The following is a 17,719-nucleotide window of genomic DNA, read 5'->3' as shown; positions in this document are numbered from 1 at the left end:
AGTTTGCGCTAATGATGAGACTAAAAATTCAAAATAAAACTGGGATGATAAGAACCCGTTTTATTCGTATCAGGATGGCCATCAGCTTTCATTCCTATCAAGATGCCACTCTGATTTAAATATGAAAATTAAGTCATAGATTAATATAACTTATTGTATTTATTGTTATTTCATTCTTAATGAAAGCGAAGGTAAATATAAGTTTTAATCACTATTATAGGGCTGGTGAAATATATGTTAAATAACTGCGGGGGATGACTCCCCCATCAGAATTTAGACCAGTTTTTTCACCAGCGCTTCACTGTGTTTAATATGATCTTGTGCACTTTCAAGATTTTGCTGGATCATCGCCATAAACAACAAATCAGTCAGCGCATATTGTGCCGTGCTGGAGGATATTGCCGCGTTGCGAATGATGGGCTCTTCCGAGATAGTATATAAACAGTGGTCGGCGCGTTGCTGCAAGCTATTGGGGGTGAAACTGGTCAGAGCCAGCACTTTGGCCCCACAGCGCTGTGCTTCTTCTGCTGCCAGATTTATCTCACGGCGTTCGCCGCAAAAAGAAATAACCAGCAGTAAATCCCGAGCATCTAATGCCTGCACCGCAGCCAATTGGGCATGCATATCAGTTTCAGAAACGGCCATAACACCAATTTTCAATAACTTATAAGCCAAATCTTTTGCGACTAATCCAGAGGCTCCAAGACCTGTCAAAATAACCCGTTGCGCTCCCCGTAACATTTCTAAAGCTTGTGCAAGGCGTTGTTCGCTATTGATATCCAGTGTTGCACGTAGGGCGGCTACTTTTTCGCTGAGTAACTTCTCGCCAACGGTCTTTAAACTGTCAGTGCTTAATATCTGGTTGTGCAGGGTGACTGCTTGGTCTGGGGCGGAGGCCATTTCGGCGAGTGCCAGTTTAAGTGCCGGAAAACCCTTGTAGCCTAATTTTTGTGCAAATTTAACCACGGCAGATTGGCTGACACCGGTTTGCTGTGCCATTTTTTGTGAACTGATTTGACGTGCCAGCTCAGGATTACCCAATATAAAATCGGCTAACTTACGATCATTTTGCGCCAGCGTTGGATAGATCTGACGGATGCGAAGAAGACTACTCATAAATCAGTTCCTGAAAGGGGAAGTTATTTCGCCAAAGTGGCTAATAATGCCCAAAAGATGAAATCAAAGGCCAAGTCATGGAGCATAGCACTCTTTTTTTGCGATAATCCGGTGATTGGAACAAGAAAACACCTACTTTGATAACAACTCAGTCATTATGAGTGAAAAGTACCATAAGGAAAAATCATGAACTTGGGCGCATTGATTTCTGAAAGCCGCAATCCGGCCACAATGGATTTGGATAAGCTCTCCACAGTGGCGATGTTGACCTGCATTAATGATGAGGATCGCAAAGTACCAGAAGCGGTTCGGTTAGTTATTCCCGCCATTGCTCAGGCGGTAGATTTAGCGGCAGCGGCTCTAAAGCAAGGTGGGCGGCTAATTTACCTCGGTGCCGGAACCAGCGGGCGACTTGGGATTTTGGATGCCTCTGAGTGCCCGCCTACGTTCGGTGTTCCTCATGGCAGAGTGATAGGTTTGATTGCCGGAGGCCCTGGGGCATTGCTCAAAGCCGTCGAAGGGGCCGAAGATGATATGTCACTTGGCGAGCGGGATCTGCAAGCTTTAGCACTGACAGCCGCGGATATGGTGGTGGGGCTGGCGGCCTCGGGCCGTACCCCTTATGTTATTGGCGCGCTGCGCTATGCCCGCCAATTGGGTTGCCCAACCGCTGCGATTTCCTGCAATCCAGATTCTCCTATTGCCCAGGAAGCTCAGGTCGCGATTTCACCGGTAGTCGGGCCGGAGGCGCTGACAGGTTCGACTCGGATGAAATCGGGCACGGCCCAGAAATTAGTGCTGAACATGTTATCCACCGGTGCAATGGTCAAGCTCGGTAAGGTCTATCAAAATTTGATGGTCGATGTGAAAGCGACTAATGTGAAATTAGTTGATAGGGCTTGCCGAATTGTGGTTGAAGCTACCGGTGCCAGTCGTGTTGAGGCTGAAAATGCACTGTCACAAACTGAATTTGAAGTAAAACCAGCGATTTTAATGATATTAAAAGGTGTTAGTGCTGAACAAGCACGTCAGGATCTCCTGCAACATCATGGTTATTTGCGCGCCGCGTTATAAGACGTATATGAGAGTTAATAATAGGAGTTATGTTTTGGGCGTAGAGCAGGCGGCACCCGCCTTTGAAAAGACTGAAAAGCCACATTCGGCAAGCACCAAACGTGTGGTTTTCTTTGATTTAGATGGCACTTTGCATCAACAGGATATGTTTGGCAGTTTTGTGCGTTTTCTCCTGCGCCATTTACCACTGAATCTATTGTTGGTCATCCCGCTATTGCCGATTATCGGGTTGGGATTCGTTATCAAAGGGCGTTGCGCTCGTTGGCCGATGAGCCTGTTATTGTGGGCGATTACCTTTGGCCGTTCTGAAGCGCATCTGAAGGGGCTGGAATTACGTTTTGTGAATGAGTTTCGCCAGAAAGTGACAGAATTCCCAGTGGTTATGATGCGTTTGCGCCAATATTTGGTCAGTAATGATGCCGAGGTATGGCTGATAACCGGATCACCACAGCGGCTGGTCGAACAGGTTTATCACGACTCAGAATTTATTCACCATTTAAGATTGGTGGGCAGCCGTATGGCACGGCGCAATGGCGGATGGGTATTGCCGCTGCGCTGTTTAGGGCCAGAGAAAGTAGTGCAATTGGAACAGCGCTTGGGGTCGCCATTGCAACTCTACAGTGGCTACAGTGACAGCAAGCAAGATAACCCGCTGCTACATTTTTGTGAGCATCGCTGGCGGGTCAGTAAAACGGGTGAATTACAGCAACTGGAGTGAATTTTTGTCTTGGAAGTTACAGGCGATTTACTGCGCCCACTGACCCGAATCACTTACTTGAGTAACCTCCTCGGGAATGGCCCCTTCGCGGGCTACCCCATTGAGTGTTTTGCGCACCACGACGGTATTTTTTTACTGAGATTTATTGATGTGATTTCTATATAGATACATTTTATTTAAATCAGAAATAATTCCTATCCTGCCGAAACATTAATCAATCATTATGAGTTGGGCTATGTTAAAAATAGCGTCGTGCAGTAGCAACTAGAGCGGCTGCCACTGGCTATGTATAATGCAGGCCGCAAAAGTGCCAAAGAGGTTAATGTGTCAACTGAGAATAATTTGTCTTCTGAATGTGCGTCACCGGCTGAATACAGTGATGAATACTGGATGCAGCGCGCGCTGGCGCTAGCATTACGCGCGCAAGCAGAGGGCGAAGTTCCTGTGGGGGCAATCTTGGTGCTGGATAATCAGGTCATTGGTGAAGGTTGGAATCGGCCGATTCGCAATAATGACCCCACCGCGCATGCAGAAATCATGGCGCTACGCCAAGGTGGGCAAGCCGTACAGAATTATCGCCTGATTGACGCCACTTTATATGTCACTCTGGAGCCTTGCGTGATGTGTGCCGGGGCTATGGTACATAGCCGGATCCGCCGCTTGGTGTATGGCGCGAACGATTTGAAAACCGGTGCCGCTGGCTCACTGCTGGATATTTTACGCCACCCAGGGATGAATCATCAGATAGAGGTTTGTGCCGGTGTGCTGGCAGAGTCCTGCTCTCACCAATTGAGCGCGTTTTTCCGCCTGCGCCGCGAGCAACAAAAAGCCTTGAAACGCGCAGCTACCGATCGCGCAGTAACCGATAAGTAAGTTGCATTTGACTTGCTTGGTGTCAACCGGGGCGATGGCTGGTTCAGCACATTGCCCTGCGAATCAAGGCGGCCAGCAGCCTGTTATACCCCAAAGCCCGGCTAATTATTGATTGACCAGCCGGGGCCGATAACGGGATAAGCTTTGCCCAGTTCAGCTTCAATAGCGGCATGTTGGGCGGCTTTTTTCTCTTTCTCCTGCAAATACCCCACCAAACTGTCCTGATAGCGGCGGATGTTTTCTACATAGTTATAAGCTTCATGACCGCGAGCATAACCATAAGTGGTGCTCGGGTAATAGCGCTTCTGGCTCAACATGGGCAGCCGCATTTTGACATCAACCCAACTGTCTGGGTTGCCATTCTGACTTTTGGTCAGTTTGCGCGCATCCAGCATATGGCCATAACCCAGGTTATATGCCGCCAGTGCAAACCAGATTCGCTCATCTTCCGGAATGGTCTCTGGTACTTTTTTCATCAGCCGCTGCAAATATACAGAACCGCCTCTAATGCTCTCTTCAGGATCTACCCGGTCGTTGACCCCCAATCCACTGGCGGTGGCGCGTGTCAGCATCATCAGACCGCGAACACCGGTCGGAGAGGTCGCCTGTGGATTCCAATGGGATTCCTGATAAGCAATGGCCGCCAGCAATTTCCAGTCAATTTCGCCTGCATGTTTTTCAAATAAGGGCCGGAAAGTGGGCAGTACATTGTCGATGGCAGACAGAAACGTTTTGGTGTCGACATAATCAAAGCTGCCGACATGGCCAAGATATTTTTCCTCTAGCCGCGCCAAACTGCCGTCTTCCACCATTGAGCTGTAAAAATCGAGCATGGCAGCATACAGGCTGTCATCATTGCTTTGCGAGAAATACCAGGTTACCGGCTCTTCATCGGTGACGTCAAAAGCCACCGCTAATTGCGGGTGAATACGTTGCAGCAGGGCAATGGTGACCGAGTCGCCAAGGGTATAATCGAGTTTGCCATCAGCCACTTGTTCCAGCAGCTCTTTTCCGGTTCGATCAATAGAAGAGCCCCAGTTAAGGGCCGGATATTTGCTCTCTTTAAGTTGCTTCAATGTGGTCATATGCGCCGAGCCAGAGGCCACTATCAGCTGGCCTTTTAAATCACTAAATGATTTTGGTCGTGGTTGACCCAGCCGGTACACCAATTGCTGTGACACTGAATAATAGGCAGGGCCAGTGCGCGCCCGATTCAGGCGTTCACGGTTATAAATCAGCCCAGCGGCCAGCATGTCTACGTCGTTGCTGTCTAAAGCATCAAACAAATCATTAATATTGTGATGCGGGGTCATTACCAGCTTAACCCCCAGATAGTCAGCAAAACGTTTTGCCAGCTCATAGTCGAGCCCGGAAGGGCCATCCTTTCCGGTCGAGTATATAAGTGGTGAGCTTATGGTGCCAACTCGCAGCTCACCACGGGCTTTTATCTGTTCGAGTTGCCCTTCTTGGCCATTACGCCAAGGAATATTAGGCCACAATGCAAGGGCCAGAAGTAAGGCAACTACGCCGATAACAAAGTAGTTTAATTTTATGCGCGTCAAATAGTTATCTCTCGGCAGCGCTCTTTATAGGTATGTAGTAAAGCTGAAATCAACATGGTTAAATCCCCAGTGGAGTGGCATTTTGCGCAACAAATCGTCAGTGTGCAACTTTATTGCGAGCTTATTTATTGTGTATTTAACCTATATCTCTAATCGCTGTTTCTTACGCAATTATGAATAATAGATACGCAAACGGTTTCGTCGGCGGCATAGATTCACTATAATGGCGCGCGTTTTCCCCTGTTGCGCCCAATGAAGTGCTGGTTCAGTCGCTTCGAAGACGAGAGAAACTTAGATTATGGAAATACTGCGTGGTTCGCCCGCTTTGTCGGCTTTTCGTATTACCAAACTGCTGTCCCGTTGCCAGGACGCTCACCTGCCAGTAGATGATATCTACGCAGAATATGTTCACTTTGCCGATGTCAGCGCCCCATTGAGTGCTGATGAACACGCCAGACTCCAGCGGCTGCTTCAATATGGGCCATCTCTCCCCGAACATGCGCCACAAGGGCGTTTACTGCTGGTTACCCCAAGGCCGGGGACAATTTCGCCGTGGTCTTCCAAAGCGACTGATATTGCACATAACTGCGCTTTGCCGCAGGTGCTGCGCCTTGAGCGCGGTCTGGCTTTCTATATCCAAGGCCCGAACCTGAGTGAAAGCCAATGGCAGCAGCTCTCAGCGCTGTTACATGACCGGATGATGGAAAGGGTCTTTACCGAGTTGCAGCAGGCCGAACAGCTGTTTTCTCATCATCAGCCCGCCCCGGTTCAGCGGGTGGATATTCTGGGCGAGGGGCGTCGTGCACTGGAACAGGCCAATATTAAATTGGGTCTGGCACTGGCACCGGATGAAATTGATTATCTGCTGGCTGCCTTTACTGGCCTGGGCCGCAACCCAACGGATATCGAACTGTACATGTTTGCTCAGGCAAACTCCGAGCATTGCCGCCATAAAATCTTTAATGCGGATTGGATTATTGACGGTGTCGCTCAACCTAAGACACTGTTTAAAATGATTAAAAACACCTTTGAACACACGCCAGATTACGTGTTGTCTGCTTATAAAGACAATGCGGCGGTGATGGAAGGTTCTCAGGTCGGGCGCTTCTTTGCTGCGCCAGAAAACGGCGTTTATGGTTATCATCAGGAAGAAACTCATATCCTGATGAAAGTTGAAACCCATAACCACCCAACGGCTATTTCACCTTGGCCGGGTGCTGCGACCGGTTCTGGTGGCGAAATTCGTGATGAAGGTGCCACCGGGCGGGGTGCTAAACCTAAAGCCGGCTTGGTGGGCTTCTCCGTTTCCAACCTGCGTATTCCGGGTTTTGAACAGCCGTGGGAAGAAAATTTTGGTAAGCCGGAGCGCATTGTTACCGCACTGGATATCATGACCGAAGGCCCATTGGGCGGTGCGGCATTTAATAACGAATTTGGCCGTCCGGCACTGCTGGGTTACTTCCGTACCTATGAAGAGCGCGTTAACAGCCATAATGGCACTGAATTACGCGGCTATCATAAGCCCATTATGTTGGCCGGCGGGCTGGGTAATATCCGTGCCAATCATGTGCAAAAAGGCGAGATAACCGTGGGTGCCAAGCTGGTGGTACTCGGCGGCCCAGCCATGAATATTGGTTTGGGCGGTGGTGCGGCCTCTTCTATGGCCTCTGGCCAATCAGATGCGGATTTGGACTTTGCTTCGGTACAACGCGATAACCCGGAAATGGAACGCCGCTGTCAGGAAGTGATTGATAGCTGCTGGCAGTTAGGTGAACACAACCCAATTCTGTTTATTCATGATGTCGGCGCGGGTGGCTTGTCCAACGCGATGCCAGAGTTGGTCAGTGACGGTGGTCGTGGTGGCCGTTTTGAACTGCGTGACATTCTTAACGACGAACCGGGCATGAGCCCGCTGGAAGTGTGGTGCAATGAGTCTCAGGAACGCTATGTGATGGCAGTAGCGCCAGCGCAAATGGCGCAATTTGAAGAAATTTGCCGCCGTGAACGTGCGCCTTATGCGGTCATTGGTGAAGCCACCGAAGAGCTGCATTTAACACTGAATGACCGCCATTTCGACAATCAACCTATTGATATGCCGCTGGATGTGTTGTTAGGCAAAACACCGAAAATGCTGCGCGATGTCACTCGTCTGCAAGCACCGGGCGAGGCGCTGCAACTGGCGGAAATCAGCATTGCGGATGCGGTGAAACGCGTCATGCACTTGCCCGCAGTGGCTGAGAAAACCTTCCTGATTACCATTGGCGACCGCACGGTTACCGGTATGGTCACCCGTGACCAAATGGTCGGCCCGTGGCAAATCCCGGTAGCAGACTGCGCGGTAACCAGCGCCAGCCTTGATAGCTACTATGGCGAGGCCATGTCTCTGGGTGAACGTGCGCCCGTGGCCTTGCTGGACTTTGCCGCGTCTGCCCGTCTGGCAGTAGGTGAAGCTTTGACCAACATCGCGGCGACACAAATTGGTGAGCTCAAGCGCGTTAAGCTCTCGGCTAACTGGATGTCCGCTGCGGGTCACCCTGGCGAAGACGCGGGTTTGTATGACGCGGTGCGCGCGGTCGGTGAAGAATTGTGCCCAGCGCTGGAAATTACCATTCCAGTGGGCAAAGATTCCATGTCGATGAAAACCCGCTGGCAGGAAGGTGATGAACAGCGCGAAATGACTTCGCCGCTGTCTCTGGTTATCACGGCATTTGCTCGTATCGAAGATGTCCGTCACACCGTGACGCCGCAATTGCATACCGATATGGGTGACAATGCGCTGCTGCTGATTGATTTAGGCGCGGGCCACAATGCACTGGGGGCCACCGCACTGACGCAGGTTTACCGCCAACTGGGGGATAAACCCGCCGATGTACGCGATGTGCAACAACTGGCTGGTTTCTTCAATGCCATGCAGCGCTTAGTGGTTGATCAGCTATTGCTGGCCTATCACGACCGCTCTGATGGCGGTTTGCTGGTGACCTTAGCTGAAATGGCTTTTGCTGGCCATTGTGGTGTGCACGCCGATATTCAATCTTTGGGTCATGATGCGCTGGCGGCCTTGTTTAATGAAGAACTGGGGGCGGTAATTCAGGTGCGGGCCGAGCAACTCGCAGCGGTGGAAAACGTGCTGGCAGAGCATGGCTTGGCCAATTGCGTTCACTATCTGGGCCGCGCTGTTGAAGGGGATAGTTTTGATATCCACAGCGGTTCTGAGGTGGTTTACAGCGAAAAACGTAGCACTTTGCGCTGCTGGTGGGCTGAAACCACGTGGCAAATGCAACGTCTGCGCGATAACCCGGAGTGTGCCGATCAGGAGCATCAGGCAAAACAGGATGAAACTGATCCTGGTTTGAATGTGAAACTGACTTTCGATCTTTCTGAAGATATTGCCGCGCCTTATATTATCAAACAGGCGCGACCAAAAGTTGCCGTACTGCGTGAGCAAGGGGTTAACTCTCACGTTGAGATGGCGGCCGCTTTCCACCGTGCCGGTTTTGATGCTGTTGACGTGCATATGAGTGACCTGCTGGCGGGGCGCATTGATTTGCAATCCTTCCAAACCTTAGTGGCTTGCGGCGGTTTCTCTTACGGTGACGTTTTGGGCGCGGGTGAAGGTTGGGCAAAATCTATTCTGTTCAATGACCGCGTACGTGATGAGTTCGAAGCCTTCTTCCATCGCCCAGAAACCCTGGCGCTGGGGGTGTGTAATGGTTGCCAGATGATGTCGAATTTGCGCGAACTTATTCCGGGTGCTGAGCATTGGCCACGATTTGTCCGCAACCTGTCTGACCGCTTTGAAGCACGTTTCAGTCTGGTGGAAGTGGCAAATAGCCCATCATTGTTTATGCAGGATATGGCCGGTTCCCGTATGCCAATTGCGGTTTCACATGGCGAAGGGCGGGTTGAAGTCCGTGATGCGGCGCATTTGGCCACATTGGAGCAGAACCAACTGGTGGCATTGCGCTTTGTGAACAATCACGGCGAAATAACCGAACAATACCCAGCTAACCCGAATGGTTCAGCTCATGGTATTACGGCGGTGACGAGTGCCAGTGGCCGGGCAACTGTCATGATGCCGCATCCAGAACGTGTTTTCCGCACTGTCAGTAACTCATGGCATCCAAAAGAGTGGGGCGAGGATAGCCCGTGGATGCGTATGTTCCGTAATGCGCGTAAGCAGTTAGGCTAAATAGCCTTGTTTTGATTGGTAACGAAGGGGCATGAGTTTATGCCCCTTTTTCTATATGCCAAAACAATGAAATAAAATGTGAATTTTGATTGCGTAACTATTTGATTATTAATGTGTAAATTGATTTGTCGGTAAATTGCGACAACGGGCATTGAGGTTGTCTCAAAAAGGAGACATTTAATCTATTGATTTATAATGATTTTATTTAATAACAGATTTAGTGTCGGGTAACAGCGACAAAATGCAACTTAACCACCTTATTTGATTAATCATATAGTCGTAATAGCGGTCTTTTTTTTATTATTTTGATTTAAAATCAACACGTTGAAAATTAAATTATAAACTTGGCACGCAACCTGCATTATTACTTACAGTTGCTCATTCACTTTTTATGATAGTCCCGCTGTAAAGCGGAATATGCGCTTCATAAGCCATCGAATGATGCCTAAGACTGGTACCTATCGTCCACCTAAACCGATATTGTGTGAATACACATATCAAGCATCGGACGACACGTTGAGTGAGGTGCCGCCTATGTCCTACTGTGATGAATTGTTCATCAATCTTGGACATGTCTGGATGCTATTCGTCTCATCCTCCCGATGATTGCCTCGGCTTCATCACATTGGAGACGATACTCAAGGGCATCCACATATTCTGCAACGGGGCAATTTATTGCCCCGTTGTCACATATTATGATTATGAAAAATAAGTAAAACTTGCCATTCTCGCTGCAAATTACTCTAAAAGCAGATCTGAAATGATTCTGACGATAATGGACAAGGCGCATCAATTAAAAGCACTTCGCTAAACGCTGAGTGCTTTTTTTTTGTTCTGTCGCATTAATCTGCTGGGGCAGATGCTATTTTTTTTGTGATTTTTCCTGCTGTTATCTCTGATCCGACATCCCTTCACTTATCAGTATTATTACATCGCTGTTATGGCCCAGTGTGTTCGCGGGGGGAGGTTTTTCGCGCACAGGGGCAGAGCCACCGGAGTCTCAAAGAGTGAATACGCCGGATGCTGGGGTTCGAAATCACGGCTAGGCAGTGGGGGCATCCCCGACAGAACAGTTTATCTTTTATCAACTTAAATAAAGTCGGCAGCACAATTTTTGCTAATTTGACTACACTAATGCGATAAAGCCATTGATATCCTTTGGCGGTAAAGGAATTTTTATGTTGCATGATTATCTGAATGTGATGGTGCTTTTTTTAGTTGTAGGCCTTGGTGCTGCGCTAACAAAAGCAAAGTGGTTAAATGCCTCAACCAATACTGTCTTTACCAAGCTGCTGCTTAATATTGCTCTGCCCGCGACATTGATTTTATCGATCAGCAGTGATTTTACGCGTCGCGAGTTTATTAAACTATTGCCCGATATTATTTTGCCCACGACGGTAATTTTAGTCTTAATGGGGCTGGCTTTTGCGGTGGCAAAAGTCATCAAAGTCGAGCGCAGTGATCTGGGCTTATTTATCGGCTTATGCTCAATGAGCAGCACTATTTTCTTTGGTATCCCCATTACGCTGGCGGTGTATGGAAGTCATGGCTTACCCTATGCCTTGATGACCTACGCCTCGCAGACGGTAATATATTGGACGCTCGGACTCTATCTTCTGGATATGGGGAAGTCCGAGGCTCAAAGTGGTCAAAGTACTTTTAAAACCGTCATTAAAGACATAGTTAATATGCCACTGCTGGCTTTTTTTGTTGGCGTTGGCCTGCTTCTAATCGGATTTAGGCTTCCCAGTGTTATTAAGGAGTTTCTGACTACTCTGGGGGGAATGACGTCCGCGCTAGCGATGCTTGTGGTTGGCACGATAATTTTTTTGTCTGGCTTAAAAAATATAAAAATAACCAGAGCGCTATGCTTTGTCGTGATATTCAGATTTATTGTGGCACCGATAGTCGTGCTCGGGTTGGGGTGGTTATTTTCTATTGATAGTCAGATGATTAAAATTACAATGTTAATCTGCTCATTGCCAATTCCAAATACGACGGTCATTTTAGCTGAAAAATATAAGGTTAACGTATTTTTTGCAACGGAAGCGCTTTCTTTATCTATAGGTGCTTACCTGATATTTCTGCCTGTTATCTTGTTTGCTATACACTCTGTTTAATCCCCTCAAGAGGGTGTTCTGTCGCATTAGCTTGGTCAAATCAGCATCTTGGCCTGACCAGAGCAATGCGATAGAGACTTTTTTATCTCTACTCTGGATATTAAGGTGTTAATAGAGTTGTAATCCTGACAGAGTCAGTTAGCATCACAACAGAATGATAGGCAATGAGATGATTTCGTTGAAAAGATGGCGTTTGTTCCCTCGGTCTTTACGTCAATTGGTGCTCATGGCATTTCTGTTGGTGCTGCTTCCTTTATTGGTGCTGGCGTATCAGGCTTATCAAAGTCTTGACCATTTAAGCGCACAAGCGGCCGACATTAATCGCACCACCCTGGCAGATGCCCGGCGCAGTGAGGCAATGACCAGTATTGCGCTCGAAATGGAGCGCAGTTATCGTCAATATTGCGTATTAGGCGATGCAACACTGGCAAAACTCTATCAGCATCAACGTAAGCAATATGCCCAGATGCTTGAGACTCATGCACATATCCTACCCGATGCCCGCTATTACCAGACTCAGAGTGAGTTATTGGCACAACTTTCTGATATTCAATGTAAAAATAGTGGGCCAGAACAGAATGCTTCTCTGTTATTAGAGCAATTTTCTCGCTCAAATGCCGAAATGGTACAGGTGACCCGTGATGTGATTTTCTCCCGTGGTCAACAGCTACAAAAAGATATCGCCGAACGCGGACAATTCTTTGGCTGGCAATCCCTGTTACTGTTTTTGGTCAGTGTGCTGCTGGTGGTGTTATTCACTCGTATGATTATCGGGCCGGTTAAAGGCATCGAACGAATGATTAATCGGCTGGGGGAAGGGCGGCCACTGGGCAATACTGCCTTATTTAAAGGGCCGCGAGAGTTACGCTCATTGGCGCAGCGTATTATTTGGCTCAGTGAACGGTTAGCCTGGTTGGAATCACAGCGCCACGAATTTTTACGACATATTTCTCATGAGTTGAAAACGCCATTAGCCAGTATGCGCGAAGGAACCGAATTACTCGCCGATGAGGTTGCGGGGCCATTGACCCAAGATCAAAAAGAGGTGGTCGCTATTCTTGATAACAGCAGCCGCCATCTGCAATTATTAATCGAGCAATTATTAGACTATAACCGTAAATTGGCTGACGGCCCCGGTGAGCTTGAGAATGTGGCGCTGGCAGAAATGGTCGAAGATGTCATTTCGTCTCATAGTTTACCGGCGCGAGCCAAGCTGATTCGCACAGAGACGGACTTGAAGGCGGACATTTGTTGGGCAGATCCAACATTATTAATGCGGGTATTAGATAATCTCTACTCCAATGCGGTGCACTATGGCGAGGAATCCGGTACCATTTGGATTCGCAGCCGCCAGGTGAATAACCGCGTGCAAATTGATATTGCCAATACCGGGTCATCAATTCCGGCATCAGAAGAAACAATGATATTTGAGCCTTTTTTCCAGGGAAGCCATCAGAGAAAAGGGGCCGTCAAAGGCAGTGGGCTGGGGCTGAGTATTGCTCAGGACTGTATCAAACGTATGCAGGGCGACTTGCAATTAGTGTCTGTGGATTACGCCGCCGTATGCTTTCGTATTGAATTGCCATTAACCGCCGAGAATGAATAAATAATGTACAAATGGTCTATGCGCAACATCATTAAAAAGACCGTCTTCTTAACCTGTCCGACGTCGACTGCGGCTGTAGTGCCAGCGGGCAGGTTGGGGATGGGCACTTTTTGGCGAGCTTTATTGCTGGCCCCTTTATTACTGACTGGGTGTACGGATAAACCGGCCAGCAGCCGTTTTTCACAAGCGGTTCAGATGGTAATACCGGAAACGAAAATTGTTGATTACCGCACTTTATCCTGTGATGTGCTGTGGGATCTGGATGATAAAGAGACACTTGAAAACTCTCTTTACTGGTTACGGGCAATGGATTGTGCTGAGCGGCTTGGGTCGACTCAAGCACGAACGCTGGTGAAAACAATTCCTGCCGAGAACTGGTCATCCGCCTTTAAACAGGGAATTTTACTGAGCAGTTCTGACCCTTCAATCGCCGAGCGCCGTCAGGTAGTTGAACAGCTAAATAGCTACAGCCAAAGTATTCCCGGTGCAGTGCGGCCATTGATTCAGCTGTGGCGTGAGCAACAGGTACTGCGCATCTCGCTGGCTGAAGAGCGCACGCGTTATCAGCGCTTGCAGCAGGAATCAGACGCACAAATTGACCGGCTACGTGAAAACCAGGTTCGCTTGCAATATAGCTTAATGGATACCACCCGCAAGCTGGAAAATCTCACTGATATCGAGCGGCAGCTTTCATCCCGTAAACAGTTACAGAATGAAATTCCTGATACTGATGCGGAGAGCAAATCTGCGCCACCAAAACCTGCCGAGGTTAAACCTCAGCCAAAAGTTGAGTCTGTTAAACCAGCAGAAACTCAATCACTCGAAACTAAACCAGCAGAAACTAAACCAGCAGAAACTAAGCCAGCCGAGGCTAAACCTGCTGATAATCAGCCAATAGAACCACCAGCAGAGACCCAGCCTGCGCCACAATCAGTAAAAAAACCGACGGATGCAGACACTCCGCCAGCTGTACCACCCACTGATGTCCCACCTGTGACTAATAAGGAATCTCATGACGCCACGCAAACCGGCCAATCTACTGCTGGTTGATGACGACCCCAGCTTACTTAAGCTGCTGGGGATGCGTTTGACCAGTGAAGGATTTAATGTCACCACCGCTGAAAGCGGGCAGGAAGCATTGCGTCTGTTAATGCGTGAGAAGATTGATTTGGTTATCAGTGATTTGCGGATGGATGAAATGGATGGCATGGCGCTGTTTGTTGAAATCCAAAAGCATCAGCCGGGCATGCCAGTGATTATTCTGACGGCCCACGGCTCGATTCCTGATGCTGTGGCTGCCACTCAGCAAGGAGTGTTTAGCTTCTTGACCAAACCTGTTGATCGCGATGCGTTATATAAAGCGATTGATGCAGCGCTAGAACTTTCTATTCCTGCTGGTGATGATACCTGGCGCGAAGAGATAGTCACCCGCAGCCCGGTAATGTTGCGTTTGCTCGAGCAAGCCAAAATGGTGGCGCAATCTGATGTCAGTGTGCTTATCAATGGGCAAAGTGGCACCGGTAAAGAAGTATTGGCGCAAGCTATTCATGCCGCTAGCCCACGGGCAAAAAAAGCCTTTATCGCCATCAACTGTGGCGCATTACCTGAACAATTACTGGAGTCAGAATTATTCGGTCATGCCAAAGGGGCATTTACGGGGGCTGTCAGTAGCCGCGAAGGGCTGTTTCAGGCCGCCGAAGGTGGGACGCTATTTCTGGATGAAATTGGCGATATGCCACTGTCTTTGCAGGTAAAACTGCTGCGAGTATTGCAGGAACGCAAAGTGCGCCCATTGGGTAGCAACCGTGATTTAAGTATTGATGTGCGTGTGATTTCAGCCACTCACCGCGATTTACCTAAAGCCATGGCAAAAAATGAATTTCGGGAAGATCTCTACTATCGTTTGAATGTAGTGAACTTAAAAATCCCAGCGCTTCATGAGCGCTCAGAAGATATCCCGCTGCTGGCTAACCATTTGCTGCGTGAATCTGCCAAGCGGCATAAGCCATTTGTCCGTAGCTTCTCAACCGATGCCATGAAACGACTGATGACAGCCAGTTGGCCGGGTAATGTGCGCCAATTGGTTAACGTGATTGAGCAATGTGTGGCATTAACCTCGGCCCCAGTTATCAGTGAAGCTTTAGTTGAGCAGGCTCTGGAAGGGGAAAATACCGCCTTGCCCACCTTCGTGGAGGCACGCAATCAATTTGAATTGAATTATTTGCGTAAGTTGCTGCAAATCACGAAAGGTAATGTGACTCAGGCGGCGCGAATGGCCGGGCGTAACCGGACTGAATTTTACAAATTATTGTCACGCCATGAACTGGATGCCAATGATTTTAAAGAATAATAGTGGTTAGTGGCTGGCAAAGTGAGTTACTGACAAAAGTTTTTCCTGATAGAGCCAACACTTTTGCGGTTTGCAAAATAATGGCTATAAAACTGAAGCAGAGTTAAATACAAATGAGCAGAAAACTTTCCATTGCATTAGCCCAATTGAATTGGCTGGTCGGCGATATCGAAGGCAACACTGAACGAATGTTGCAAACCTTGCACGAGCAGCAGAAGGCGGGAGCTGATCTTGTCATGTTCTCTGAGCTGGCTTTGTCCGGTTATCCGCCAGAAGATTTGCTGTATCGTGATGATTTTTATCAACGTTGTGAAGCACAACTGGATCGTTTGCAGGCGGCTTCGATGGCAACAGCCGTGTTGGTCGGGCATCCGTGGCGCGAAGAGGGCAACTTGTATAATGCGTTGTCGCTGTTTGCTAACGGAAAGTTACAAGCGCGCTATTTCAAACAGCAATTACCCAATTATGGGGTGTTTGACGAAAAACGCTATTTCTCTGCGGGTCACGACACTTGTGTGGTGGAGCTAAAAGGCTACCGCTTGGGTCTGCTTATTTGTGAAGATCTCTGGTTTGATGGCCCGGTCGATGCGGTTAAAGCCGCCGGTGCGGAAGTGGTGCTGTCTATCAATGCCTCGCCTTATAATCGTGAAAAACCTTATATTCGCAAAACGCTGATGGCGGCTCATTGCCAGCGAACCGGGTTGCCGCTGGTGTATCTCAACCAGATTGGTGGGCAGGATGAGCTGATTTTTGATGGTTGTTCTAAAGTATTTGATGCCGCAGGCACTATGACTCATCGTCTGGCTGCATTTGTTGAACAAACCACAATGTTGCAACTCAATGAATGCGAAGTGGTGCCGATGGCTGCCCCGGCAGCAGAGTTGCCGCCTTTAGCACAGGTTTATGAAGCACTGGTATTAGCGGTGCGCGATTATGTCACTAAAAATGGCTTTAATGGTGCGGTTCTGGGCCTATCCGGCGGGATTGACTCGGCACTGACACTGGCAATCGCTGTGGATGCACTGGGTAAAGATAAGGTTCAGGCATTAATGATGCCGTTCCGATACACCGCAGATATCAGTATTGCGGATGCCAAAGAAGAAGCCGAAATTTTGGGTATCGAATTTGATGTGCTCTCCATCGAGCCGATGTTTGATGCCTTTATGGGCCAATTGTCACCCATGTTTGCCGGAACTGCGCGCGACACGACAGAAGAAAACCTTCAGGCGCGTTGCCGTGGTGTGGTGTTGATGGCGTTGTCGAACAAGCGCCGCAGCATTGTATTAACCACGGGTAATAAAAGCGAAATGGCGGTGGGTTATGCCACTCTTTATGGTGATATGGCGGGCGGATTTGACGTCCTAAAAGATGTGCCAAAAACTCTGGTGTTCAAATTATCAGAATATCGTAATACGGTTTCATATGTTATTCCGCAGCGGGTTATCACCCGTCCACCTTCTGCCGAGCTCGCGCCGGATCAGAAAGATGAGGATAGCTTGCCACCTTATGATATTTTGGATGCCATTCTCGAAGGGTATGTCGAGCAGGATAAGTCGGTTGCCGATTTGGTTGCTGACGGTTTTGATGAAGCTATCGTGCGTAAAGTCATCCGCCTGGTAGATATCAATGAATACAAACGGCGTCAGTCAGCTGTCGGGCCGCGCATCACCGCCCGCAATTTTGGTAAAGATCGACGCTACCCGATTACATCAGGCTTTGGCCGCAAGAATTGGTAAAAACAGGGATTCACCATGAAAAAAATTGACGCGATTATTAAGCCATTCAAACTCGATGATGTCCGTGAGGCGCTGGCTGAAGTCGGAATAACCGGGATGACGGTAACAGAAGTAAAAGGTTTTGGCCGCCAGAAAGGGCATACCGAACTATATCGTGGCGCTGAGTATATGGTGGATTTCCTGCCAAAAGTAAAAATTGAAATTGTGGTTGCAGACGATATCGTCGATACCTGTGTCGAAGCGATTATGCAAACGGCTCAGACCGGTAAAATCGGCGATGGTAAAATCTTTGTCTTTGATGTTTCCCGCGTAGTGCGTATTCGTACCGGTGAGCAGGACGAAGAAGCGATTTAATTGAGTTGGTGACGAAAAAGA

At 48.5% G+C, this 17,719-nt stretch carries 12 protein-coding genes; 10 read left to right on the top strand and 2 right to left on the bottom strand.

The window, feature by feature from the left end; genetic code table 11:
• Positions 1-273: 273 nt before the first annotated feature.
• Positions 274-1,116: a MurR/RpiR family transcriptional regulator gene (locus tag YROHD0001_RS12245; RefSeq protein WP_004713965.1), complete on the bottom strand. Its 843-nt coding sequence runs from the start codon at positions 1,114-1,116 to the stop codon at positions 274-276.
• Positions 1,117-1,302: 186 nt separating this feature from the next.
• Here YROHD0001_RS12245 and murQ point away from each other — a divergent pair, with 186 nt between their 5' ends.
• The 3 genes from murQ (at position 1,303) to tadA (ending at position 3,781) form a co-directional block, all read left to right on the top strand.
• Positions 1,303-2,190 (top strand): N-acetylmuramic acid 6-phosphate etherase, encoded by an 888-nt coding sequence (murQ, locus tag YROHD0001_RS12250; protein WP_004713964.1) that lies wholly within the window; start codon positions 1,303-1,305, stop codon positions 2,188-2,190.
• 34 nt (positions 2,191-2,224) lie between these two features.
• Positions 2,225-2,908 (top strand): phosphatidylglycerophosphatase C, encoded by a 684-nt coding sequence (gene yfhb / locus YROHD0001_RS12255; RefSeq protein ID WP_004713963.1) that lies wholly within the window; start codon positions 2,225-2,227, stop codon positions 2,906-2,908.
• 285 nt (positions 2,909-3,193) lie between these two features.
• Positions 3,194-3,781 carry a tRNA adenosine(34) deaminase TadA gene (gene tadA / locus YROHD0001_RS12260; protein ID WP_004713962.1) on the top strand — a complete coding sequence of 196 codons (588 nt, stop codon included), beginning with the start codon at positions 3,194-3,196 and terminating at the stop codon, positions 3,779-3,781.
• A gap of 101 nt (positions 3,782-3,882) precedes the next feature.
• Here the strand turns inward: tadA and mltF are convergent, their stop codons facing one another.
• A complete protein-coding gene (gene mltF, locus YROHD0001_RS12265) occupies positions 3,883-5,343 on the bottom strand; it encodes a membrane-bound lytic murein transglycosylase MltF (protein ID WP_004713961.1) in 1,461 nt (486 codons plus the stop codon).
• A gap of 298 nt (positions 5,344-5,641) precedes the next feature.
• Here mltF and purL point away from each other — a divergent pair, with 298 nt between their 5' ends.
• From purL to glnB, 7 genes are all read left to right on the top strand, one after another.
• Positions 5,642-9,532, top strand: a complete 3,891-nt coding sequence (purL, locus tag YROHD0001_RS12270; protein ID WP_004713960.1) for a phosphoribosylformylglycinamidine synthase — start codon at positions 5,642-5,644, stop codon at positions 9,530-9,532.
• Positions 9,533-10,710: 1,178 nt separating this feature from the next.
• Entirely contained in the window at positions 10,711-11,652 is a 942-nt protein-coding gene (locus YROHD0001_RS12275) for an AEC family transporter (RefSeq protein WP_004713959.1), read from the top strand.
• 169 nt (positions 11,653-11,821) lie between these two features.
• Complete coding sequence (locus YROHD0001_RS12280; protein ID WP_032816398.1) at positions 11,822-13,258, top strand: sensor histidine kinase; 1,437 nt, start codon at positions 11,822-11,824, stop codon at positions 13,256-13,258.
• Positions 13,259-13,276: 18 nt separating this feature from the next.
• The gene (gene qseG, locus YROHD0001_RS12285; protein ID WP_144404270.1) at positions 13,277-14,308 is read left to right on the top strand and encodes a two-component system QseEF-associated lipoprotein QseG; all 1,032 of its coding nucleotides are present in this window, start codon (positions 13,277-13,279) and stop codon (positions 14,306-14,308) included.
• The gene (gene glrR, locus YROHD0001_RS12290; protein ID WP_032816395.1) at positions 14,271-15,608 is read left to right on the top strand and encodes a two-component system response regulator GlrR; all 1,338 of its coding nucleotides are present in this window, start codon (positions 14,271-14,273) and stop codon (positions 15,606-15,608) included. The genes qseG and glrR overlap by 38 nt, the downstream gene beginning before the upstream one ends.
• A 113-nt stretch (positions 15,609-15,721) precedes the next feature.
• Entirely contained in the window at positions 15,722-17,344 is a 1,623-nt protein-coding gene (locus YROHD0001_RS12295; protein WP_004713955.1) for an NAD+ synthase, read from the top strand.
• A gap of 15 nt (positions 17,345-17,359) precedes the next feature.
• On the top strand, positions 17,360-17,698 hold the full coding sequence (gene glnB, locus YROHD0001_RS12300; protein ID WP_002231018.1) for a nitrogen regulatory protein P-II: 339 nt from the start codon (positions 17,360-17,362) through the stop codon (positions 17,696-17,698).
• Positions 17,699-17,719: the final 21 nt, after the last annotated feature.

The sequence above is a fragment of the Yersinia rohdei ATCC 43380 genome (assembly GCF_000173775.1).
GTDB lineage: Bacteria > Pseudomonadota > Gammaproteobacteria > Enterobacterales > Enterobacteriaceae > Yersinia > Yersinia rohdei.
This window is presented reverse-complemented; position numbering and strand designations above follow the sequence as displayed.